Annotated in this window: 18 protein-coding genes, 2 tRNA genes and 1 other annotated feature; of the genes, 18 read left to right on the top strand and 2 right to left on the bottom strand. The window is 33.6% G+C overall.

Translation table 11 applies throughout. The features are described from left to right. The first annotated feature begins 127 nt into the window (after positions 1-127). The 9 genes from CN692_RS16505 to yihA all read left to right on the top strand — a co-directional run bounded on the left by CN692_RS16505 (position 128) and on the right by yihA (position 10,508). Positions 128-201 (top strand) — tRNA-Gly (locus CN692_RS16505). Positions 202-204: 3 nt separating this feature from the next. Continuing rightward, positions 205-278, top strand: a tRNA-Arg gene (locus tag CN692_RS16500). A gap of 228 nt (positions 279-506) precedes the next feature. Continuing rightward, a complete protein-coding gene (locus tag CN692_RS16495) occupies positions 507-1,064 on the top strand; it encodes a DUF4240 domain-containing protein (RefSeq protein WP_098120267.1) in 558 nt (185 codons plus the stop codon). Positions 1,065-1,224: 160 nt separating this feature from the next. Then, positions 1,225-2,211, top strand: coding sequence for a DUF3196 family protein (locus CN692_RS16490; RefSeq protein ID WP_098120266.1), 987 nt, complete (start codon positions 1,225-1,227; stop codon positions 2,209-2,211). A 283-nt stretch (positions 2,212-2,494) separates the two neighbouring features. Then, positions 2,495-3,775 carry a trigger factor gene (tig, locus tag CN692_RS16485; RefSeq protein WP_098120265.1) on the top strand — a complete coding sequence of 427 codons (1,281 nt, stop codon included), beginning with the start codon at positions 2,495-2,497 and terminating at the stop codon, positions 3,773-3,775. Between the two features lie 354 nt (positions 3,776-4,129). After that, positions 4,130-5,407 (top strand): ATP-dependent protease ATP-binding subunit ClpX, encoded by a 1,278-nt coding sequence (gene clpX / locus CN692_RS16480; RefSeq protein WP_098120264.1) that lies wholly within the window; start codon positions 4,130-4,132, stop codon positions 5,405-5,407. Between the two features lie 210 nt (positions 5,408-5,617). Continuing rightward, on the top strand, positions 5,618-7,315 hold the full coding sequence (gene lonB, locus CN692_RS16475) for an ATP-dependent protease LonB (protein ID WP_098120263.1): 1,698 nt from the start codon (positions 5,618-5,620) through the stop codon (positions 7,313-7,315). Between the two features lie 287 nt (positions 7,316-7,602). Beyond that, positions 7,603-9,927 (top strand): endopeptidase La, encoded by a 2,325-nt coding sequence (gene lon, locus CN692_RS16470; protein WP_098120262.1) that lies wholly within the window; start codon positions 7,603-7,605, stop codon positions 9,925-9,927. Continuing rightward, the gene (gene yihA, locus CN692_RS16465; protein ID WP_098120261.1) at positions 9,924-10,508 is read left to right on the top strand and encodes a ribosome biogenesis GTP-binding protein YihA/YsxC; all 585 of its coding nucleotides are present in this window, start codon (positions 9,924-9,926) and stop codon (positions 10,506-10,508) included. The genes lon and yihA overlap by 4 nt, the downstream gene beginning before the upstream one ends. 187 nt (positions 10,509-10,695) lie before the next feature. On the opposite strand, the gene CN692_RS16460 is transcribed toward yihA, so the two are convergent. Then, on the bottom strand, positions 10,696-11,178 hold the full coding sequence (locus CN692_RS16460; protein WP_098120260.1) for a LiaF transmembrane domain-containing protein: 483 nt from the start codon (positions 11,176-11,178) through the stop codon (positions 10,696-10,698). A 222-nt stretch (positions 11,179-11,400) separates the two neighbouring features. Between CN692_RS16460 and hemA the strand changes: the two genes are divergently transcribed. The 8 genes from hemA (at position 11,401) to ysxE (ending at position 20,917) form a co-directional block, all read left to right on the top strand. After that, positions 11,401-12,753, top strand: a complete 1,353-nt coding sequence (gene hemA / locus CN692_RS16455; RefSeq protein WP_098120259.1) for a glutamyl-tRNA reductase — start codon at positions 11,401-11,403, stop codon at positions 12,751-12,753. Between the two features lie 10 nt (positions 12,754-12,763). After that, on the top strand, positions 12,764-13,588 hold the full coding sequence (ccsA, locus tag CN692_RS16450; RefSeq protein ID WP_098120258.1) for a cytochrome c biogenesis protein CcsA: 825 nt from the start codon (positions 12,764-12,766) through the stop codon (positions 13,586-13,588). Between the two features lie 13 nt (positions 13,589-13,601). Continuing rightward, positions 13,602-14,534 (top strand): hydroxymethylbilane synthase, encoded by a 933-nt coding sequence (gene hemC / locus CN692_RS16445; RefSeq protein ID WP_098120257.1) that lies wholly within the window; start codon positions 13,602-13,604, stop codon positions 14,532-14,534. Beyond that, entirely contained in the window at positions 14,527-15,288 is a 762-nt protein-coding gene (locus tag CN692_RS16440) for a uroporphyrinogen-III synthase (RefSeq protein WP_098120256.1), read from the top strand. Before hemC ends, CN692_RS16440 begins: the two co-directional genes overlap by 8 nt. Positions 15,289-15,324: 36 nt before the next feature. Next, a complete protein-coding gene (gene hemB, locus CN692_RS16435; protein WP_098120255.1) occupies positions 15,325-16,311 on the top strand; it encodes a porphobilinogen synthase in 987 nt (328 codons plus the stop codon). Between the two features lie 6 nt (positions 16,312-16,317). Beyond that, positions 16,318-17,604 carry a glutamate-1-semialdehyde 2,1-aminomutase gene (gene hemL, locus CN692_RS16430; RefSeq protein ID WP_098120254.1) on the top strand — a complete coding sequence of 429 codons (1,287 nt, stop codon included), beginning with the start codon at positions 16,318-16,320 and terminating at the stop codon, positions 17,602-17,604. Between the two features lie 279 nt (positions 17,605-17,883). After that, entirely contained in the window at positions 17,884-19,800 is a 1,917-nt protein-coding gene (spoVID, locus tag CN692_RS16425; RefSeq protein WP_098120253.1) for a stage VI sporulation protein D, read from the top strand. Between the two features lie 85 nt (positions 19,801-19,885). Continuing rightward, positions 19,886-20,917 carry a spore coat protein YsxE gene (ysxE, locus tag CN692_RS16420; RefSeq protein ID WP_179865554.1) on the top strand — a complete coding sequence of 344 codons (1,032 nt, stop codon included), beginning with the start codon at positions 19,886-19,888 and terminating at the stop codon, positions 20,915-20,917. A gap of 79 nt (positions 20,918-20,996) precedes the next feature. On the opposite strand, the gene CN692_RS16415 is transcribed toward ysxE, so the two are convergent. Next, entirely contained in the window at positions 20,997-21,761 is a 765-nt protein-coding gene (locus CN692_RS16415; RefSeq protein ID WP_098120251.1) for a sporulation protein, read from the bottom strand. A gap of 228 nt (positions 21,762-21,989) precedes the next feature. Beyond that, positions 21,990-22,226: a binding site (T-box leader), on the top strand. A gap of 54 nt (positions 22,227-22,280) precedes the next feature. Here CN692_RS16415 and CN692_RS16410 point away from each other — a divergent pair. Further along, the gene (locus CN692_RS16410) at positions 22,281-24,923 is read left to right on the top strand and encodes a valine--tRNA ligase (protein WP_098120250.1); all 2,643 of its coding nucleotides are present in this window, start codon (positions 22,281-22,283) and stop codon (positions 24,921-24,923) included. The last annotated feature ends 59 nt before the right edge of the window (positions 24,924-24,982 follow it).

The following is a 24,982-nucleotide window of genomic DNA, read 5'->3' as shown; positions in this document are numbered from 1 at the left end:
AATTCTAGGTGATTTAAAAAATTTCCTTTATTTTGGAAAAAAGTTTAAAAATAGTGTTGACTTTCTTTTGCCTAGCGACTATACTAAGTTATGTCGACAGGGGATGTCGCAAAGAAATAAAAAATATGCGGGTGTAGTTTAATGGTAAAATAGAAGCCTTCCAAGCTTCGGTCGTGGGTTCGATTCCCATCACCCGCTCCATATGTCCTGGTAGCTCAGCAGGATAGAGCAACGGCCTTCTAAGCCGTCGGTCGGGGGTTCGAATCCCTCCCAGGACGTCCAAAAGACACTTGTTTTACGTAATGTAAAATAAGTGTCTTTTTTTGTATTTTAACCAATTTCCAAATTATTGAAGAATGACGAATTATTTTAAAAAAAGTGTAACAATAATACTACATAAAACAAAAAGTATTAGAGATCCATAACAGAAGTGAATGATTTGTAAATAGACTCTAATAGTATTTAGATATGATATTCTAAAATAAAAAAAGTGTGGAGTGATATAAATGAACGAAAAAGAATTTTGGGGTTTAATTTCAAAAATGCATATTGTTGAAGAACCTTATGAGTGGGTAATAAGTCATTTAGCGAAACAGTCAGATGAGGAAATAGCTGGTTTTGAAATTCAGTTTGAAACCGCGTTTTCTAATGCGTATAATTCAAAGTTACTAGGAGCTGCATGGGTTACTATGGGAGGTTGTTCTGAAGATTCATTTGCTCAATTTAGAGCTTGGTTAATTGGTCAGGGTGAACAAGTATATAAGAAAACGTTAAATGAACCGGATTATTTAGCTGAATATATCTTCCCAATTTATGAAGAAGAGGGACTGACTCCAGAATTAGAGGAGATGCTAGATTTGGCATTACAAGCATTTACGATAAAGCGTAAAGGCGATGAAGATTGGGATGATCAGTTGTGGAATGAGTTTAATTCACTAATAGAAAGCAAGGGTTATCATTACCCAGAACAACAATTAACAGTGGATTGGAAGTCGAATGACGAATTAAAAAGTAAATTTCCAAATTTATGGAAACGATTTGGTCAAAAGCCATTAGGACATTAATATGTGGGTAAAATAGATTCAGTCAGAAAGTGGATTGAATAAAGAATTTAATTAGACTGTTAATATAAGTATCTTTCATATTTTAAATAAAATTAATTCATGATACACTTTTTCATAACTAGATTGTGCAGAGAATAACAAATGTTAGGGGGAGAGTAGTATGGAAGACAATATTGTCTTTTTTCCTAAACTAAAGGATCGGATAATAAATTTAGGTAAGAAAGCGTTAGAAGAAAAAGATTTTATTAAAGCGTTAAAGTTATGTGATCAATTAAAGGAAATGAATCAGCATAATTCACAAACAGAACTAGCTGCAGTTGCATGCTTATTGGAAGGTAATCGGGCTAAGGAAGCTAGAGAAAGATGCGAGGAATTAGTTTTCGGTCCATTTGAAAGTGATGAAGCGATTGAAATATACATAAGTATTTTGTTTCAAATAAAAGAATACGAAGAATTACAAAGAAGTATAAAAAGACTGCTTACTCAAAATCGCATTGATGAAAATCAAATGGATAAATTTCAAGCGATGCTAACATTGTCTAAAAAAGTAGTTTCAGATCGTGAAGGCGGAAAGTTCCAAACGCTTGATTTACATAATTTAGTCGAAAATTCAGAGCCGATTAATAAACAACTAGAACTAATTAATGAATTACGAGCAACGGATTGTACGCTTGTTTTAAATCAAATTGGTGATATTTTAAAAAGCTCTAAAGCTAACCCTTTAATTCAAAGTTTTATTTTATTTATATTACAAGAACAATCCATTGAAAAAGACTTTGAAATCAACAAAGTAAACCAACGAATGACTTGGAATGTAACAATTTCAGTAGATGAACACAACTCTTTTGTAGATGCAATTTTAAAAAAATTAAGTGAAATATTAGAAAGTGAAAACCCTTCAGCATTTGAAATTGCAAAAGAACACTTTCGACATTTTATGACGATCTACTTTCCTTTCGTACCAATGCCGGCTGAAGTAAATACATGGGCAGCATGCTTTTATTACATTGTTCAACAATATTTTGATCACGATGTAGACGAAGAAGAACTAAAAGACTTATTTAATGTAGAATACTTTCCAGTAAAAAGTGCAATTGCTTTAGTAAAGCGTTTTGAGGACGAAGGATATTTTAACATAACGAATTAGTTAGAGCTTAAATAGTTCTTTGACTATGAGTTGTAGTATTTTTGGTGATCCAGTAACCATTGATCTTAAGACTGAGATTAAAAAATCCTAATATTTTTGCTTTAGATTTGAAATATCAAAATAGGAAATATTGAAACAAAAAAGTAATGTGTTATAATAGAATGGTTGTAGCGACTATTTACTTAATTATACCTGCATGATCTTGGGAAAACGGACAGGCATGTATAGTACGAAAATACGTAAACACATATATATTTTTAGATAATTTTGGAGGGAACTAACAATGACTGCTAAATGGGAAAAATTAGAAGCTAACGTTGGTCTATTAACTGTAGAAGTTGAAGCTTCTGAAGTAGATAAAGGTTTAGATGCAGCTTTCAAAAAAGTTGTAAAAACAATGAACGTACCTGGATTCCGTAAAGGGAAATTACCACGTCCAATGTTCGAACAAAAATTTGGTGTTGAAGCACTTTACAATGATGCTTTAGATGTAATCTTACCAGAAGCTTACAGCAAAGCTATTGAAGAAGTTGGTATTGAGCCAGTTGACCGTCCAGAAGTTGACGTTGAGCAAATGGAAAAAGGTAAAACTTTAATCTTCAAAGCAAAAGTAACTGTAAAACCTGAAGTAAAATTAGGCGAATACAAAGGCTTAGAAGTTGAAGAAATAGATGCAACTGTATCTGAAGAAGACGTACAAGCTGAATTAACTGCTTTACAAGAGAAACAAGCTGAGTTAGTAGTTAAAGAAGATGGTACTGTTGAAAACGGCAATACAGCTGTAATTGATTTCGAAGGTTTCGTTGATGGCGTAGCTTTCGAAGGTGGTAAAGGTGAAAACTATCCACTAGAAATCGGTTCTGGTTCTTTCATTCCTGGATTTGAAGAAGCTTTAATCGGCGCAAAATCAGGTGTAGAAACTGATGTTAATGTAACATTCCCAGAAGAATACCACAGTGCTGAGTTAGCAGGAAAATCTGCAACTTTCAAAGTAACTGTTCATGAAATTAAAGCGAAAGAACTTCCTGAGTTAAATGATGAGTTTGCTAAAGACGTAAACGATGAAGTTGAAACTTTAGAAGCTCTTAAAGCTAAAATCAAAGCTGACTTAGAAGAGTCTAAAAAAGCTCAAGCTGAAGGTAGCTTACGTGATGCTTTAGTTCAAAAAGCGGCTGAAAATGCTGAAGTTGAAATCCCAGAAGTAATGTTCGAAAGCCAAGTTGACCGTATGGTTAAAGATTTTGAACAACGCATTTCTGGTCAAGGATTAAACTTAGAGCTTTACTACCAATTCACTGGTACTAAAGAAGAAGATCTTCGCACTCAAATGCGTCAAGATGCTGAAGCTCGTGTAAGAATCGACTTAACAATCGATGCAATCATCGAAGCTGAAAAAATTGATGCAACTGAAGAAGAAATGAACGAAGAATTAACTCGTTTATCTGCAATGTACAACATTCCTTCTGAGCAATTAGTAACTATGCTTGGTGGAACTGACGCAGTACGTGATGATATCCAAATCCGTAAAGCTGTTGAGTTATTAGTAGATAGCAGAAAAAAATAAGCGTTATATAAACATACAAAGATTCAAACAAGGCGCGAAATTTTTCGTGCCTTGTTTTTAAATAAAATGAAATATTTGGTAATAAGAACTGTTTCCTTTAAAACACACATATACATATGTTAGAATCTGTTATACAGATTTTTAAAATTTTTTGTGGCTATACTAAAAATAATTCTTTAAAAGAAGGATTATCTACTTTACATTAGAATATATATATTCTAAAAATTTAAATAATTTTAGAGCAGTAAATAATTGCATTGTTTATTTTGTATGCTATCATATAGCTACAAGATACATATTTTTTGGATTACATACATATTGAGTGGTTTTAGAAATTTTAGAGGGAGTGAACATATGTTCAAGTTTAATGAAGAAAAAGGACAGCTAAAATGTTCGTTCTGTGGAAAGTCACAGTCTCAGGTTAGAAAATTAGTTGCTGGACCTGGTGTTTATATTTGTGACGAGTGTATTGAGCTTTGTACTGAAATTGTTCAAGAAGAATTAGCAAAAGAAGAAGAAGTAGAGTTTAAAGATGTTCCAAAACCGAAAGAAATTTGTGAAATTCTTGATGAATACGTAATCGGCCAGGACAATGCCAAAAAAGCGTTATCTGTAGCTGTGTACAATCATTACAAACGTATTAATTCAAACAGCAAAATCGATGAGGTTGAACTATCAAAAAGTAATATTGCGATGATTGGGCCAACTGGTAGTGGTAAAACATTATTAGCTCAAACTTTAGCGCGTATTTTAAATGTACCATTTGCGATTGCTGATGCAACTTCATTAACAGAAGCGGGATATGTTGGGGAAGATGTTGAAAACATTCTCCTTAAATTAATCCAAGCAGCTGATTATGATGTTGAACGAGCTGAAAAAGGTATTATTTATATCGATGAAATTGATAAAGTTGCACGTAAGTCTGAAAATCCTTCAATTACACGTGACGTGTCAGGTGAAGGTGTTCAGCAAGCACTTTTAAAAATTCTTGAAGGAACTGTTGCAAGCGTACCTCCACAAGGTGGTCGTAAGCATCCACATCAAGAATTCATTCAAATTGACACAACAAATATCTTATTTATTTGTGGTGGAGCATTTGATGGAATTGAACAGATCATCAAACGTCGTTTAGGTAAAAAGGTAATTGGTTTTAGTGGCGATTCTGAAAAGAGCGATTTAAGCTCAAAAGAAATCTTAAACCACGTATTACCAGAAGACTTATTACGTTTTGGGTTAATCCCTGAATTTATTGGTCGTTTACCAGTTTTAGCTAATTTAGAGCAACTTGATGAAGAATCATTGGTTGAAATTTTAACGAAACCAAAAAATGCTTTAATTAAGCAATACCAAAAATTACTAGAACTAGACCAAGTTGATCTTGAGTTTGAGGAAAAAGCTCTTACTGAAATTGCTAAAAAGGCAATTGAGCGTAAAACTGGGGCTCGTGGACTACGTTCTATTATTGAAGGTATTATGTTAGATATTATGTTTGAATTACCTTCTCGCGAAGATATTCAAAAATGTATTATCTCTGCAGAAACTGTTAAATCTGGTGCAGCTCCAAAACTTGTATTAGAAGATGGAACAGAGTTAGATTTAAAAAATAAAGAAAAGAAAAATAAATTAGCGTAAATGAAAAAACCAAATGCACTTTTGCATTTGGTTTTTTATTTTGGAGTTATGTAAAAAATACTGAATCTCCTAAAGAGTGTTGAGTAACCTTTCACGTTGTAGTGTCTTTAAAACCATAGACTAAAGATAAGTTAATTTTAAATTATGGTTTATCCTTCCATTTCACGGGCGATACTAAAAGTAATTTCTACTTCAGTGGAGGGGTAAAAAATGAGTTTTACAACAATTATATTATTAGCTCAACTTGCATTAGGTACAATCGTTGCATTGTATTTTATTCATTTATTAAAAGGTCAACGGACAACAAAAGTTTCAATCGACAGAGAATCAAAAAAAGAAATGGAACAATTACGTAAGTTAAAATCAATTTCTTTAACTGTACCATTAGCAGAAAGAGTTAGACCGAGTTCTTTTGATGATATTGTTGGCCAAGAGGATGGAATTAAGGCTTTAAAAGCTTCATTATGCAGTGCAAATCCTCAACATGTAATCATTTATGGACCACCTGGTATAGGGAAAACGGCTGCAGCTAGACTTGTATTAGAGGAAGCTAAAAAGAGTCCGAATACTCCATTTAAACCAGATGCGGTCTTTATTGAATTAGACGCAACAACAGCTCGTTTTGATGAAAGAGGGATTGCTGATCCTTTAATTGGTTCAGTACATGATCCAATTTATCAAGGTGCAGGTGCAATGGGGCAAGCGGGAGTTCCGCAGCCTAAAAAAGGTGCTGTTACGGATGCACATGGAGGTATTTTATTTATAGATGAGATTGGGGAGCTTCATCCAATTCAAATGAATAAAATGCTAAAAGTTCTTGAAGACCGTAAAGTTAAATTTGAAAGTGCTTACTATCAAGAAGAGAATCCATCGATTCCAGCACATATTCATGAAATTTTTAAACATGGTTTACCGGCGGATTTCAGATTAGTTGGTGCTACTACAAGATCACCTGATGAAATACCTCCAGCAATACGTTCACGTTGTTTAGAAATATTTTTCAGAGAGTTAGAACAGGATGAAATTCAAGCTGTTGCTAAACGATCGGCAGAAAAAATTGAAATAAGCATTTCAGAAAAAGCTCTAGAATTAGTTGGTACATATGCTAAAAATGGTCGAGAAGCAATTAATCTAATTCAATTAGCCGGTGGAATGGTTTTAACTTCTGGAAGAAAAGAATTAATAGAGGATGATATTCAGTGGGTAGTTTCTGTAAGTAGATTATCACCTAGATTAGTAAACAAAATTCCAGAAGTTCCAACTGTTGGTTTAGTAAACGGTTTAGCGGTTTATGGAGCAAATATTGGTGCTTTATTACCAATAGAAGTAAGTGCAATGAAGGCAAAAGAAATTGGTAAAGGTTCAATTACGATAACTGGAATTGTTGAAGAAGAAAGCTTGGGTAATCAATCTAAATCAATTCGCAGAAAAAGTATGGCAAAAGGCTCTTTAGAAAATGTTACAACAATCTTACGTAAAATTGGTGTACCGATCGATGATTATACAATTCACATCAATTTTCCAAGCGGTGCTCTAATTGATGGACCATCTGCTGGGATTGCGATGGTAGTCGGAATATTTTCAGCAGTTAATAATGTTCCAGTATTAAATACGATTGCTTTGACTGGAGAAATGAGCATACAAGGTGATGTGAAGCCTGTAGGTGGCGTTCCAGAAAAAGTTAAGGCGGCTATTAAAGCAGGAGCTACAAAAATTATTGTTCCAAAAGAGAACGATCAAGCTTCATTACATCAATTTAAAGATGTAGAAATTTTAGCTGTTGATCGCATTGAAAAAGTTCTTCATGAGGTCTTTAAAGATAACTGGAAATTTGACATACCAACTCAAACTAAAAATGACTTCCAGCAATTAACATTGTTTGAAGAGAATCAATCGCAATCTATGTAGATAAAAATAAGTGTTCGAATCATTTCATTTTGAATAAATAAAGAATACAAACTCTTTTTGTATTCTTTTTATCAATGAAGTGGTGCGAACACTTTTTATTTGGTTTTCACTCGTTTTTTAGTTAATAGAAGATAATCGTTATGAAATCATATTAATAGGTTGTGTTCTAGGCCGATATTGACTGTTTATTTCTTTTCCACATTTCTTTTAATGCATATCATTGTAAATGATATGAGTGTTAAGGTAAAATAACTAGATAGAATGAAAAACTTGGAGGTGTAACGTAAATGAATGTTACAAAAGAAAAAGTTGTACCCCTCCTACCTTTAAGAGGAATTAGTGTATTTCCTGCCACTATTGCACATCTAGATGTAGGAAGAATGAAGTCGATTAAAGCAATACAAGAAGCTGATGAGTTAGATCATTTAATTTTTGTTGTTACTCAAATAGATGCAGATACTGAAAATCCAAAGATCGACGAATTGTACCAATTTGGAACGCTAGCTAAATTAACGCAAAAAATTACGCTTCCAAACGGAACGGTTCGAATTACTGTCGAAGGATTACACAGAGGAAAGATTAAATCAATAATTGATCAAAATGATTTCTTAACTGCGAAGGTAGAAGAATACCCAGATGTAGAAGATGAATCTAAAGAGTTACGTGCTTTAATGAGAACTTTATTGCAGCATTTTAAACAATATAGCAAATTGTCTAAGCGAATTTTGCCTGAGACAATCGCTTCTATTGTTAAACAAGAGCGCCCGGGTAATCTTGCGGATGCAATGATTGATTCAATTCCATTAAGAGAAGAAGAAAAACAAAAAATATTAGCAACAATTGACGTTACCGAAAGAATACATATTATCTTAAATTTCCTTCAGGATGAAAAGGAATTATTAAAGCTTGAAGAGAAAATTGGTCTTCAAGTAAAGAAAAATATTGATAAGACACAAAAAGAGTATTTTTTAAGAGAGCAATTAAAAGTTATTCAACGTGAACTAGGCGATCGCGAAGGTAAAACAGAAGAAGTTGATAAGTTTTTAACGAAAATTGAAGAAGCAAATATGCCTGAAGAAACGAAAGAAGTTGTCTTAAAAGAATTAGCTAGATATGAAAAATTACCTCCAAATGCTGCAGAAGCAGGAGTAGTTCGTACATATTTAGAATGGATGGTAGCTATACCATGGTCAAAACAAACAGAGGACACACTAGATATCCATCGTTCAGAAAAGATACTAAATAACGAGCACGAAGGTCTTGATAAAGTTAAAGAGCGAATATTAGAGTATTTAGCTGTACAACAACTTACAAATTCATTACGTGGCCCAATTTTATGTTTAGCTGGACCTCCAGGGGTTGGTAAAACTTCTTTAGCTAAATCAATTGCAAACGCATTGTCTAGAAATTTTGTACGCGTTTCACTTGGTGGTGTAAGAGATGAATCAGAAGTAAGAGGACATAGAAGAACGTATATCGGGGCAATGCCAGGTCGCATTATTCAAGGGATGAAGAAAGCAGGGACAAAAAATCCTGTATTCTTACTTGATGAAATTGATAAAATGTCTAGTGACTTTAGAGGCGATCCATCTTCAGCGATGCTAGAAGTACTTGACCCAGAACAAAATAATACTTTTAGTGATCACTATATTGAAGAGCCATTCGATTTGTCTCAAGTTTTATTTGTGGCAACTGCAAATGATTTATCAACTATTCCAGGGCCATTAAGAGATCGAATGGAAATTATTACTTTATCTGGTTATACTGAGCTTGAAAAAGTTAATATTGCCAAAAAGCACTTATTCCCTAAAAAATTAGCCGAGCATGGCTTAAATAAATCAACTGTTCAAATTCGCGAAAGTGCATTGAGCTCAATAATACGCCATTATACGCGTGAAGCAGGAGTAAGGTCTTTAGAACGAGTTCTTGCAACATTATGTAGAAAAGCTGCTAAATTGATTGTTTCAAATGAAAGACAAAAAATAATTTTTACTGACAAGAATATTGAAGAATTCTTAGGTAAGAAAACATTCTCATACGGTCAAATGGAAAGTGAAGATCAAATCGGTGTAGCTACAGGTTTAGCGTATACTGCATTTGGTGGAGACACACTTTCTATTGAAGTATCACTATATCCTGGAAAGGGTAAGCTAACCTTAACTGGTAAGCTAGGGGATGTAATGAAAGAGTCAGCACAGGCTGCGTTTAGTTATATTCGCTCTAAGGCTGAAGAACTAAATATTGAACAAAATTTCCATGAGAAATATGATATCCATATCCATGTTCCAGAAGGTGCTGTACCAAAAGACGGTCCTTCAGCAGGTATTACGATGGCAACTGCATTGATTTCAGCATTAACAAATAAACCAATCCGAAAAGAAGTAGGGATGACGGGAGAAATCACATTACGTGGTCGCGTATTACCTATCGGAGGATTAAAAGAAAAAATGCTTAGTGCGCATCGTGCAGGTTTAACTACAGTAATCATACCAAAAGAAAATGAAAAAGATTTAGAAGATGTGCCGCCAATGGTGAAAGAAGGTTTAACAGTTATACCTGTTTCCCATTTAGATGAAGTGCTGGCACATGCAATAGTAGGAGTGAAAAAATGAAAGTAACAACAGCGGATATTGTCATTAGTGCAGTCCGACCAAATCAATATCCAGATACTCAATTTCCCGAAATCGCTTTAGCAGGTCGTTCAAATGTTGGGAAATCTTCGTTTATAAATAAAATGTTAAATCGTAAAGCATTAGCTCGTACGTCATCAAAGCCAGGAAAAACGCAAACATTAAATTTCTTCTTAATAAATGAACAGCTGTTTTACGTTGACGTTCCAGGTTATGGTTATGCTAAAGTTTCTAAAAAGGAACGAGAAGCATGGGGCAAAATGATTGAAACATATATTACAACTCGTGAACAATTAAGAGCTGTCATTTTATTAGTAGATTTACGTCATTCACCAACCCAAGATGATGTAATGATGTATAATTTCTTAAAGCATTACGGTATTCAAGTAATTGTTGTAGCAACAAAAGCAGATAAAATCCCTAAGGGTAAGTGGGAGAAACATGCGAAAGTTGTACGTGAAACGTTACAGATTGAAGAAGGGGATGAATTAATTTTATTCTCATCTGAAATTGGTCTTGGTAAAGAAAAAGCATGGTCTGCAATAGAGCGTGCGTGTAAATAAAAAATGCTGGTGGNNCCACCAGCATTTTTTATTTATGTAAAAAAGATGATAAATTTTTTAAGTAATATGTATAGTTATTGAACTGAATGAAACAATTAGAATAGATAAAATTAATATGGAAACATAATAAAAAGATATAAGTTTTTTCCTAAACGTGAGGAAATATAACATGGACACTCTTAGCATCTTATTTTTTAGAGAATAAAAGATATAATCCGACTACTGCAATGAAAATTGGCCAGTATTGTTGAAAATAAGAAACTTGTGACTGAAGTGAACTAAGCATTGATGAAAGCTTATCATTAAAAAGAAAAAATAAAGACATAATAAATAATAGTAAACCAGGTAATAAGTCACTTCTGCTTTTTTGGGATTGCAATAACATACCAAACGAGATAATTAGTGTAAGAACGGACCAATGGTTAGGCCAACTTTGAAAATGCTTGATTGCATAAAAATGAATTCCAAAACCAAGAACTACAACCCCTGGGAATACATATTGGAATTCACGACCTTTAAAGGCTTGAACTAGAAGTGCAATACCTGTTATGACGATCGGTGTAGTCCAATAAGTAAAAAAATGTAGTGCAGGGACATGCCATTTTGAAACAAGATAATAAGTGCCAAAGCCAATTAATAAGATTCCAATAAATAATCGATTTTTTTTCATAGTAACTCCCGTTTAACATTATTTGTAATCACTTTTATTTAAAAATTAATGTATAATAAACTTTGGATATAGTTCATATTATAATTCGGATTAAAAATTCTACAATTTATTACATTTATGATAGCATATTGAAGTGGAACATATTTATGATATGATATTTTGCTAAGTAAATATAGATATAAAACATCGTTTGTACAAGTTTTTTTTAGGGGGGCTTTAGGGATGCACATCATTACAATAGGGATAAATTATAAGACTGCCCCGGTTGAAGTGCGGGAAAGGGTAGCGTTTTCTCCAAATGAACTTCAAGATGCAATGGATTCATTAAAAAATGAAAAAAGCATTTTGGAAAACATTATTGTTTCTACTTGTAATCGTACAGAGATTTATGCAGTTGTTGACCAAATTCATACAGGTCAATATTATATGAAACGTTTTCTATTACAACGATTTGGATTAAAAGATGAGGAATTATCACCATATTTAATTATTAGAACAGGAAATGATGCAATTAGCCATTTATTTAACGTAGTTTGTGGCTTAGATTCAATGGTAATTGGTGAAACTCAAATTCTTGGACAAGTAAAAGATAGTTATTTACTTGCTCAAGAGAATAATGTAATTGGTACTATTTTTAATCAGCTATTTAAACAAGCAATTACATTTGCAAAAAAAGTTCATTCTGAAACTGGTATCGGTGAAAATGCAGTTTCTGTAAGTTATGCTGCTGTTGAACTTTCTAAAAAGATTTTTAGTAATTTAAAAGGCTGTAACGTTCTAATCGTTGGTGCTGGAAAAATGAGTAACTTAGCTTTACAAAACCTATATTCTCAAGGTGTAGGGAAAGTTACAGTAATTAATCGAACTGTTGAAAATGCGATTAAGCTTGCTGATCAATTTAATGGAATCGGAAAAGGATTAGAATCACTAGAAAACTCCTTAAAAGAAGCAGATATCGTTATTAGTTCAACTGGCTCAAAAGAATATGTGATTACTGAGAAAATGATAAACCGTATTGAAAAAGCAAGAAAAGGTAAAGCTTTATTCTTAGTAGATATCGCAGTACCAAGAGATATCGAGCCATCAATTCATAATATTGATAGTGCGTTTTTATACGATATTGATGATCTTCAAGGGATTGTTGCAGAGAATTTAGCCGAACGTGAGCGAGAGGCAGTAGAAGTTAAAAAGGCAATCAATGAAGAAATTGATAATTTCCAATGTTGGTTATCAATGTTAGGTGTCGTTCCAGTTATCTCTGCTTTACGTGAAAAAGCATTGGATATTCAGGCAGATACTATGTGCAGTCTTGAACGAAAATTACCTCATTTATCTGATCGAGACTTAAAAATTATCCAAAAGCACACGAAGAGTATTGTGAATCAACTTTTACGTGACCCAATTATGAAAGCAAAAGAAATGGGTACATCTAAACACTCAGAAGCACAAATTTCACTTTTTAAAGAAATATTTAATTTAGATGAAATATTAGAAGAAGCTAATGATGAAAAATACATGCAAACTAAACAAGAAAAAGAGACGATTTCTTTAAAACAAAGCTTAGGGTATTTATGAGGTTTAGATAATGGCGCTTTTGGAAAGTAGTTTTATTTACCACTTATTAATATTATTGTTTGCATGGAGTATCGTTTTTTCTTTTATAGATTTTATAGATTCAAACAGAATGGCAAGTAAAGTGGCATTTTATTTGCTTGCAATTGTTTGGGTGTTTTCTACTATTTTAATGATTTATACGATTAGCTATTATAGTTTATATTCCTTTATCACTTCTAGAGAAGGTCTATATATTTATGTATGGATCATTATCTCATTATCAATGATTATTAATTGGTTAGTAAAACTAGAGTATTTAGTTTTCTTTACAAATGTTGTTTCATTTTTAGTATTTTCATTATCCATTCTAATTCCAAAGGCTGGGAAAACGGCTACATCAGTTGAACACTTAAAATCGGAATTATTATATACCCATATTGGGTTAGCTTTTTTAGCGTACGGTGCTTTTACACTGTCCTTTATTTTTTCAGGAATGTACATTTTTCAATACGTTTTATTAAAAAAGAAGAAATGGTCAACGCATTTAAAGAAATTGGGGAGTTTAGGTAAGTTGGAAAAAATGTTTATTACATTTAACTTATTTGGTGTCCCTCTTATGCTAACTTCCCTTATTTTAGGGGCAAGTATTCGATTACACACATTTGTTTGGTATGATATGAAAGTAATAGGCTCAGTTTTCGTTTTAATCATGTATAGTACATTTATGTATTTAAAAGTAAGCAACCGTTTCTATGGCAAATCTCTTTGCATATTTAACATCTGTTGCTTTTTAGTATTGTTCGGAAATTATGTTGTTTCAAATCTATATTCAACGTTTCATTTATGGAGTACGTAAGGAGCTGTAAACTATGCGAAAAATAGTAGTTGGTACAAGAAGAAGTAAACTAGCATTAACACAAACGAAATGGTTTGTTGAGAAGCTTAAGGAAGTTGCGCCTGATTATGAATTTGAGTTAAAAGAAATTGTTACAAAAGGTGATGTAATACTTGACGTAACTCTTTCAAAAGTTGGTGGCAAAGGTTTATTCGTAAAAGAAATCGAACATGCAATGCTTACGAATGAAATTGATTTAGCTGTACATAGTATGAAGGATATGCCTGCAATTTTACCCGAAGGTTTAATGATAGGCTGTACTCCTAAGCGTGTTGATCCTCGTGATGCTTTACTTTCAAATAGTGGAAAAGGATTAATGGAGCTAGAAGAAGGAGCAATCGTTGGGACAAGTAGTTTAAGAAGAAGTGCTCAAATTAAGGCAGTACGCCCAGATATACAAATTAAATGGATTCGTGGAAATATCGATACGCGTATTCAAAAGCTTAAAGACAATGAATATGACGCGATCATTTTAGCAGCAGCTGGCTTAAAAAGAATGGGATGGGCTGAAGAAAGCATTACAGAGTATATCGATGAAACAATCTGTGTTCCAGCAGTAGGTCAAGGTTCTCTTTCTATCGAATGTCGTGAAAATGATGCCGAAATCCGTGAACTATTAAATAGACTAAATGATGATTTAACATATACAACAGTAGAAGCTGAACGTGTATTTCTTCATAAAATGGAAGGTGGTTGCCAAGTTCCGATAGCAGGATTTGCAACGATCAACGAACAAAATGAAATCTCGTTAACAGCTTTAGTAGCAAAACCAGATGGATCAATCATTTTAAAAGAGACAGTTAAAGGTACTGATCCAACAGAAATTGGTGAAAAAGCTGCAAAACTATTAACTGAACGTGGAGCTAAGGATATTATTGATTCTGTAAAAGAGGCAGCGGATGAATAATTCCTTAAATGGAATAAACATTTTAGTGACAAGGGCAGAGCATCAAGCTGATGAATTTAATCATTTAATTCATCAGCTTGGTGGATGTCCTATTAATCTTCCACTTCAAAAAATTGTTAAAAGTAATATTTCAATCAATGAATTAGAAAACTTAATTGATGAAACAGATTGGATCTTATTTACTAGCGTTAATTCGGTAAATTACTTTGTGCAATATATTACATATGAATTGAAAGTAAAAATGAATCAAAAAAAAATTGGTGCTGTTGGAGAGAAAACTAAAAGTCGATTAATTGAAGAAGGACTTCAAGTGAATTTTCTTCCGAGTCAATTTACTGGCAAAACATTTGCTTCTGAGTTAAGTTACATAGTAGAAAAAGGAACAAAATTTTTATTTATACGCGGTTCTTTAGCGAGTGATAATGTACCAAACATACTTGAAAAAAATGGCAATCTAGTTAACTTACTAACTGTTTATGAAACGATTGCAAATGTAACGATAAAAGATGATCTAATTAAGTTACTAAAGAATGAAAAGCTAGATGTGATTACTTTTTTGAATCCTTTTAGTGTAGAGCAGTTTTGTTTTTTAATTGAAAATATCATTTGTATGGAAGATTTAAAGAACATTAAAATCGCTTGTATTGGTGAAGTCACTGCACAAAAAGCTAAGGAAAAAGGCTTTAATAATATGATTGTTCCTGATAAATATACAATTGAATCTTTATTAAAAAAAATAGCTGATGATATTTAAAAATAATATCGTCCTATAGAAAAGAAGGAGAAAAAAATGACTTATTCAATTCCGTTTGATCGTCACCGTCGTTTAAGAAGTACACCAGCATTACGCTCAATGGTTAGAGAAAATCATTTGCATAAAGAAGATTTTATTTACCCACTTTTTGTTGTTGAAGGACAAGGCGTAAAAAATCCTATTAGTTCAATGCCAGGTGTATTTCAATTTTCTTTAGATGAATTAAGAAAAGAAATGGATGAAATTGTATCATTAGGTATAAAATCTGTTATTTTCTTTGGAATTCCTGATGTAAAAGACGCAGTAGGTTCAGAAGCTTACTGTGCTACTGGTATCGTCCAAAGAGCAATTTCTCAAACAAAAGAACAATATCCTGAAATGATTGTTATTGCAGATACATGTTTATGTGAGTATACAGACCATGGACATTGTGGAGTATTAGAAGATGGGTATGTTAATAATGATGAATCGTTAATACTATTAGCAAAAACAGCGGTAAGTCAAGCGCTAGCTGGTGCAGATATTATCGCTCCTTCAAACATGATGGATGGATTCGTAGCTACAATTCGTCATGCATTAGATGAAGCTGGATTTGATAATATTCCTATTATGTCTTATGCAGTGAAATACGCTTCTGGATTCTACGGTCCTTTCCGTGAAGCAGCTCAAAGTGCTCCAGGACAAGGTGATCGTAAAGCTTATCAAATGGATCCTGCAAATCGTTTAGAAGCATTCCGTGAAGCAGAATCAGATACAGTTGAAGGTGCAGATTTCTTAATTATTAAGCCAGCTCTTTCATATTTGGACATCATTCGTGACATCCGAAATAACTATCACCAACCAATCGTTGCTTATAATGTTAGCGGAGAATATGCAATGGTTAAAGCTGCTGCAATAAATGGTTGGATCGAGGAAGAAAAAGTTGTAATGGAAAAATTAATCAGTATGAAGCGCGCTGGTGCGGATATGATTATGACTTACCATGCTAAAGATGCTTGCAGATGGTTATCAGAAGGGAAGTAAGAATTTATGAGATCATATAACAAGTCTATTGAAGCTTTTGAAGAAGCGAAACAAGTACTTCCTGGTGGAGTAAACAGTCCAGTACGTGCATTTAAAAGTGTTAATATGTCACCTATTTTTATGAGCCATGGAAAAGGTTCAAAAATTTATGATATTGACGGTAATGAATATATTGATTATGTATTATCATGGGGACCGCTAATTTTAGGTCACTCAAATGAGCGAGTAGTAGAAGGCTTAAAACGTACTGCTGAAACTGGTACTAGCTTTGGAGCACCAACTTTAAAAGAAACAGAATTAGCTAAACTTGTGATTGAAAGAGTACCTTCGATTGAAGTTGTCCGAATGGTAAACTCAGGAACAGAAGCTACAATGAGTGCTTTACGTCTTGCACGTGGCTTTACTGGTCGTAACAAAATTTTAAAATTTGAAGGATGCTACCATGGTCATGGAGATTCTTTATTAATTAAAGCTGGTTCTGGTGTTGCTACACTTGGATTACCAGATAGCCCTGGTGTACCAGAAGGCGTTGCAGCTAATACAATCACTGTACCTTATAACGATTTAGAAAGTATAAGATATGCTTTTGAACAATATGGAGATGACCTAGCTGCAGTTATTGTTGAACCTGTTGCAGGAAACATGGGAGTTGTTCCACCAGTAGAAGGCTTCTTAGAAGGCTTAAGAGAAATTACTACTCAATATGGTACAATATTAATTTTTGATGAAGTAATGACTGGATTCCGTGTAGGATACAATTGTGCACAAGGTCATTTTGGTGTAACTCCTGATCTTACTTGTCTAGGAAAAGTTATTGGTGGAGGTCTTCCAGTAGGTGCATATGGTGGTAAGGCTGAAATCATGAATCAAATCGCACCAAGTGGCCCAATTTACCAAGCGGGAACACTTTCAGGAAATCCTTTAGCGATGACGGCAGGATACGAAACATTAAGTCAGTTAACTGAAGAAGACTATGTAGAATTTAATCGTAAAGCTGATTTGTTAGAAGCTGGTTATAAAGCTGCAGCTGAAAAGTACAATATTCCACATTGTATTAATCGTGCAGGTTCAATGGTTGGATTCTTCTTCACAAACGAAAAAGTTGAAAATTACGAAGCTGCAAAAACGTCTAACTTAGAAATGTTTGCTAAGTACTATCAACTAATGGCTGAACAAGGTGTATTCTTACCACCTTCACAATTTGAAGGATTATTCCTATCAACATCACATACAGATGAAGATATTCAAAAAACGATTGCGGCTGCAGAATACGCATTTTCGCAATTAGTATAAAAAAATTCGGTGTCCCTATTTTATAGGGGCATCTTTTTTTAGTTGGAATGTAAAGAGACAAAACGTAATAATATATACTGTTTTAACTCTTTGTTTCTAAATTTCTTAAACCTTACATTTAAGTTTTCTTATTCCTTAAACCCATGCATTTCTCTAGTCCCACACATGTTAAAACCATTCTTAAGAGAAATTAACAATCTTTTCTTCATAAATTTTTCGTTTCTTTCATAAAAATGTAATGTCATAGACCAAATTGGACGATGAGAGGAGGACATTAAGGTGTCTTCAGAAAATCAAACAAATATTCGCTTTTCATTGAAAGAAACTGTCTGGTTCCAAAAAGGACAGGAAGTTAAAGAGGTAAGATCACTCTCGTTAAATCCAGACATTACTATACAGCAATTTGATGAATATGTTCAAGTGAAGGGTGTCTTAACTTTAGAAGGGAATTACGCTCCTGATTTGGCAAATCAAGGTGATTATTATTCATTAAGAGAATTAGCTCCTTCTAGATTAGTTGAAAATGTAATCGTTCTTGAGGATGGAAGCTGTGATTTAAATCATCAGTTCCCTGTAGATATTTCGATTCCTTTAACAAGAATTACTGATTTAGAGAATCTATGTGTTACTGTAGAGACTTTTGATTATCAATTAGCAGAAAAAGGTAGCATTCAAATTGCTGCTGATTTATGTATTTCTGGTCTACATGATAATAATAGGGCAGTAGATACTTATCATGAACAAAGAGCCTATGAACAGTACAATAACTATGCATACGACAATGACTATCGTGCAAGTAACGAAGCATACGACAATGACTATCGTGCAAGTAACGAAGCATACGGCAATGACTATCGCCCAAGTAACGAAGCATATGGCAATGACTATCGCCCAAATAATGAAGCAGCATATGACAATGACTATCGCTCAAATAATGAAGCAGCATACGACAATGGCTATCGTGCAAGTAACGAAGCATATGAACATCAAGAAGATAGAGAACAAAATGAACAATTCCAGTTCTTTAATGAACCAGTGGCTGAGCAACAAACGAATGAACAAGATAATTTATACGGCAGTGATTGGATTCAATCTCTTGAAGAGGAAGAGGAGCAAGAAGAACAAGACAGCACATATCCAGGGCAGCCAACTTACTTAGAGGTTTTCCGCCCTGAAGAAGTAGCTGAAGGTGGAATTGAACAGAATGAAAATGATGCTGAACACTATTATGCAGAAGAAAATAATGATTACAATGCAGAAGAAGAAGAAGCTGATTTTGAAATTCAAGTTCAGTCTAATGAACAACAAGTAGATCAAGAAGAATTTGAAGAAGAAGTTCAAATGCAAGCTCAAGAAGAAGTTCAAGAAGAACAGTTTGAGGAAGTATTTAGAGGCTTTAATATATCAGCAGAAGCAATCGAGCCACAAACTGAGTATGTTAAACCTGACTTCTTAATGAACGAACAAAATCATGAGCAAACAGTTCAAAGTGAAAATAATATCCAGCAATCTAATCAATTAAATACTGCCTATAATGAACGACCTAGCTTTTTAAATAATGATTTTAATGTGCACAATTATTTAAATAATACTTTAAATAGTCAACCTAACTTCTTAAATAATGATTATAGTAATTTGCAAAGCCAAGGCAATACTGAAAATAATGCACAAAAAGAAATAGAAAAATATGAAGAAGAATACAAACGGACATTGGAGCAAAGTTATCAACCATATGTTAACCAGCAATACCAACAAGCACCATTTGCATATAATCAAAATCAGCAGCCATTCTATCAAAATCCATATCCTCAAGCAAATCAAGAAAATTCTTACGCAAATCCAAATGATGTTCGTCAAACACCTCCTTATTACGCAGAATATTATCAAGCCCAAGTAGAGGCTGCGCCACCACCGGAGTTACCTAAAGTGGAGGTAAAGGCTGAAGCAGAAGAAGTGAAGGAAGTAAGAAGTGTTAAAAGTGACAATCTTCTTTCAAGCTTATTTACTGGTGAAGGAAGAGAAGAATCTTATTCTAAATTAAAATTATATTTAGCTCAAAATGGAGATACAATCGAATCCGTCGCTAAAAAATATAATTTACAAACCCAACAGTTAAATCGCGTTAATAATTTGAACGATGAATTCTTGTCGGAAGGGCAAATTATTTATATCCCTGTAGCTGCTATAAAACAATAATTATATGGTGAGAGCTTTGTATTAGTTAGATACTTGTCTACTAATACAAGGCTTTTACGCATTTAGAAAGTGAGAGTGACGCATCTTGTATTCAAAACCAAAAGATGAAATAAGCGTCATTTTAGCACAGTACCATATAGTACCAAACTATTTTGAAACGGTTGGAAAAGTAGTGAAAGTTTATACAAACCAAGGTGTCTTTGCGCTAAAAGAAGCAAATGTAGATCGAGTTTATCGGAATAATTTGGTTGAAAATGTTCGTTCCTTACAAGATAAGGGCTTTCGTAGTGTTGTACCAATTTATCATACCCAAAACGGAGAATATATTGTTGAATTTAATACAAAGCATTACTACCTAATGCCCTGGATCGAAAGTGTTGATGCAAGATCAGATGAAAATCTACATTTTCAAAGAATGTTTACTTCTTTAGGCAAAATGCATGGTAGTACACAAAAGGAAAAAAAAGTTGATAAAGATCAATTACAAGTACACTATGATACATTAACTAAAAGGTGGAGCAAGGATAAAGATGTGCTAGAAAATTTTATTGAAGCTGCTGAAGGAAATTGGTATATGTCACCTTACGAACTAAGCTACTGCACGTACTTTCATAAAATATTAAGTGCACATCAATTCGCAAGAGGCCAATTAGATGAGTGGTTTAAAAAAATGAAGGATACTGAAAATACTAGGGTTGTAATGAACCATGGAAACTTGTCCATCTCACATTTTCTTGTAAATAAAAGAGGAGAAGGGGTTTTTATTAATCTAGAAAATGCACAAGAAACGACACCAATACAAGATCTAACAAACTACTATAAAGGTTCATTTAAAACGTATCCAATTCAACAGCCCGATCGTAATAATTGGCTTAAAATGTATGAAAAGAACTTTTCATTAAGAGAAGAAGAAAGATTGTTATTTTTAAGCTATATGGCATATCCAACTCAGTTTTCTTCCAAAATTAATAGTTACTTGAAGCGTTCTGATGGAAGTACTGAAAAAGATAATGTAAGAGATTTATTAAGTGCATACTGGCATATGATAAATATTGAATACTTTGTATCCAAAATACAAGAAGATGTAGAAGCGGCGAAGGCAATTGAAGATTTGTGAGACTTACCAATTATGATAAAAAAGAGGGTTTCCTAAAAAAGTGATACAACTTTTTTGGAAACCCTCTTTTTAAAGCTATTTATTTCACATGACGTTTAATCGCGTTTACTAAACTTTTGCGTACAAAATCTTTATCAGTAATATGGTCCTTGGAGAAAGAAATTCTAACATTATTTTCATCAGATCCAAATAACTTTGAAAACTTGCCTTGAGTTACTTTTTGATTTTGATCAAGTTGAACAATTAAGTCTACTGTTTTGTCAAAACTTAAATAATTAACTTCAATCTCTTCTAATTTACCACGAAATTCGCCATTCATTGGATAAAATTCAAACTCTTGAATGATCTTTCCGTATTTCTTTTTGTTTTCACTATCTCTTAATACAAATCCTTCTTCTTGAAGTGCTTGGATTACTGTTTTTAAACCAATTGAAGGGATAACTTGAACGCCATCTGCATCGTATTGGTCAACAGCTTTTTCTATTTCTAAATGAGTTTTAATCCAAATATGGGATTTGTGTAGTGATACTGGAGTATTTTCAGATAAGGTGAAAAAGAAAGGAATAGTCACTTCTTCATTTGCATTTATTATACGATCAACTGATACGATAAATTTTTGTAAAGTACCATTCTTATTAACTGTTTTATCATTGGATTCAACTTTATATTCAGTCATTACATGTAAAAAGACGGAATCTAGTTCTTGCTTTACTCTTCCACCTTTTATGTGTAATTCACCTTTTACTCTTTCTCCAGCTTGATATTCTGTTTTTTCAAGCTTTGTATCTATTCTCGTTCCTCCAATTCCGAGTACACGAGCTAATGTATTTTTAAATAAACCCATGAATATCCCCCTAAAAAGTTATATCTACATACTATATCATTATCGCATAATTAAATAAGTACTAGTATACCAGAATGTTAAATAATCATTACAATTATTTTTCGTATTTTTTTTATGTATTAAAAAATGAGGTACTTTATTGACAACTACTGAATATTCTAGAAAGAAATTAGAAATACTGTTGACTAAGCTTAAGGAAATTTTGTAGACTATTACATATATTCATAATGAAATGCAATGATAGGGAAGAGTACAACGAACTAATTCTTCAGAGAGGAAACCATTTGGTGGGAGGTTTCTAGAAAATAGAGTTGGAATGTCGCCCTTGAGCAGTGACTTCGAAAACTTTTCTGTGATTAGAAGTTACCGGATGATCCGTTATCTTTTTTAAGTGTGTCAGAGAAACACAAGTTTTTACTGACAAAAAAAGGTGGTACCGCGAATCCAACTCCATTCGTCCTTTTCAAGGATGAGTGGAGTTTTTTTATTTTTCAATAATTTTAGAGGAGATGATTCCGAATGGAAACAACACAAAAATCATTACCAACAAAGTATGATCCGAATTTAGTTGAAAAAGATCGTTACCAATTTTGGTTAGATGGGAAATTCTTTGAAGCACAAGTAGAATCGGAAAAGCCGAAATATACAATCGTAATTCCTCCACCAAACGTAACTGGAAAATTACACTTAGGTCATGCTTGGGATACAACTTTACAAGATATTTTAACTCGTACAAAACGTATGCAAGGATATGATGTATTATACTTACCTGGTATGGACCATGCTGGTATTGCTACTCAGGCTAAAGTAGAAGGCAAATTACGTGAAGAAGGCTTATCAAGATATGATTTAGGACGTGAAAAATTCCTAGAAAAAGCTTGGGAGTGGAAAGAAGAATATGCTTCACATATTCGTTCACAATGGGAAAAAATTGGTTTAGGCTTAGATTACTCACGCGAACGCTTCACACTAGATGAGGGTCTATCAGATGCGGTAAAAGAAGTATTCGTTAAGCTTTATAACAAAGGATTAATCTATCGTGGTGAATACATCATCAACTGGGATCCTGCGACGAAAACAGCGTTATCAGATATCGAAGTAATTTATAAGGATGTTCAAGGTGCATTCTATCACATGCAATATCCATTAACTGATGGTTCAGGAAAAATTCAAATTGCAACTACTCGACCTGAAACAATGCTTGGAGATACTGCAATTGCTGTACATCCGGAAGATGAACGTTACAAATCAATGATTGGTAAAACAGTAATGCTACCAATCGTAAATAGAGAGATTCCAATTATCGCCGATGATTATGTAGATATGGAATTTGGTACTGGGGTAGTAAAAATTACGCCTGCACATGATCCAAATGATTTTGAAGTTGGTAACCGTCATGACCTACCTCGCATTCTAGTAATGAATGAAGATGGTACGATGAATGAAAAAGCTGGAAAATACAATGGTATGGATCGCTTTGATTGCCGTAAACAAATCGTTAAAGATTTACAAGAGATGGGTGTTCTTGTTGAAATCGAAGAGCATATGCATTCTGTAGGTCATAGTGAACGTAGTGGCGCAGTTGTTGAGCCTTATTTATCAACTCAATGGTTCGTTAAAATGCAACCACTAGCAGATGCTGCAGTAGCATTACAAAACTCTGATGACAGCGTAAAATTTGTACCAGATCGTTTTGAAAAAACTTACCTACGTTGGATGGAAAATATCCGTGACTGGTGTATCTCTCGTCAATTATGGTGGGGACATCGTATTCCAGCTTGGTACCATAAAGAAACTGGTGAAATTTATGTAAACCAAGAGCCACCAGCTGATATTGAAAATTGGAATCAAGATAATGACGTATTAGATACTTGGTTCAGTTCAGCATTATGGCCATTCTCAACATTAGGTTGGCCAAACGAAGAAAGCAAGGATTTCCAAGCTTACTTCCCAACAAATGTATTAGTAACAGGTTATGATATTATTTTCTTCTGGGTTTCACGTATGATCTTCCAAGGGATTGAATTTACTGGTAAACGCCCATTTAACGATGTATTAATTCATGGATTAGTACGTGACGAACAAGGACGTAAGATGAGTAAATCCCTAGGTAATGGTGTTGACCCGATGGATGTTATCGAGAAATATGGGGCAGACTCATTACGTTATTTCTTAACAACAGGAAGTTCTCCAGGTCAAGATTTACGTTTCAGTATTGAAAAAGTTGAAGCTACTTGGAACTTTGTAAACAAAATTTGGAATGCCTCTCGTTTTGCATTAATGAATATGGAAGGCTTCACATATGAAAATATTGATTTAACGAAAGAAAAGTCAGTTGCTGATGAATGGATTTTAACTCGCTTAAATGAAACAATTGAAAGTGTTACATCTTTAATCGATCGCTATGAATTTGGTGAAGTTGGCCGTGTGCTTTATAACTTCATTTGGGATGATGTTTGTGACTGGTATATTGAAATGGCGAAAATTCCTTTATACGGCGACAATGAAGATGCAAAAAATATGACTCGTTCAGTTCTAGCACATGTGTTAGAAAGTACGATGAAACTTTTACATCCATTTATGCCATTCGTTACAGAAGAAATTTGGCAATCTCTACCTCACCAAGGAGAATCTATTACAGTATCTGCTTGGCCGACAGTTAAAGAGGAATTAACGAATAAAGAAGCTTCTGAAACGATGAAAATATTAGTTGAACTAATTCGTTCAGTACGTAATATTCGTGCAGAAGTAAACACACCAATGAGCAAAAAAGTTCAGCTAATGATTTCTGCTAAGGACGAAACGATTGCAGCGGCATTAGAAGCAAATCGTTCTTATATTGAACGCTTCTGTAATCCGGAAGAGTTAACAATTTCTACTAATTTAACGGCTCCAGAAAAAAGCATGTCAGCTGTTATTAGTGGAGCTGAGCTTTATCTTCCTCTTGAAGGATTAATCAATCTAGATGAAGAGAAAAAACGTTTAGAAAAAGAATTAGAAAAATGGACTAGTGAAGTTGAACGAGTTCAAAAGAAATTAAGTAACCAAGGATTCGTAGCGAAAGCTCCTGCAGCGGTAATTGATGAAGAGCGTCGTAAAGAAAAAGATTATCTTGAAAAACAAGAATCTGTAAGAGCTCGAATTGCAGAATTAAGCAAATAATAACATTGTAATGGGCTGTTATAAAAATTAGAAAGTTAAAACGACGAATTGAGTTTAAT

Source organism: Bacillus sp. AFS002410, from assembly GCF_002556365.1.
GTDB lineage: Bacteria > Bacillota > Bacilli > Bacillales > Bacillaceae_G > Gottfriedia.
The sequence above is the reverse complement of the archived record's forward strand: the minus strand, read 5'-3'. Positions and strand labels throughout refer to the sequence as shown.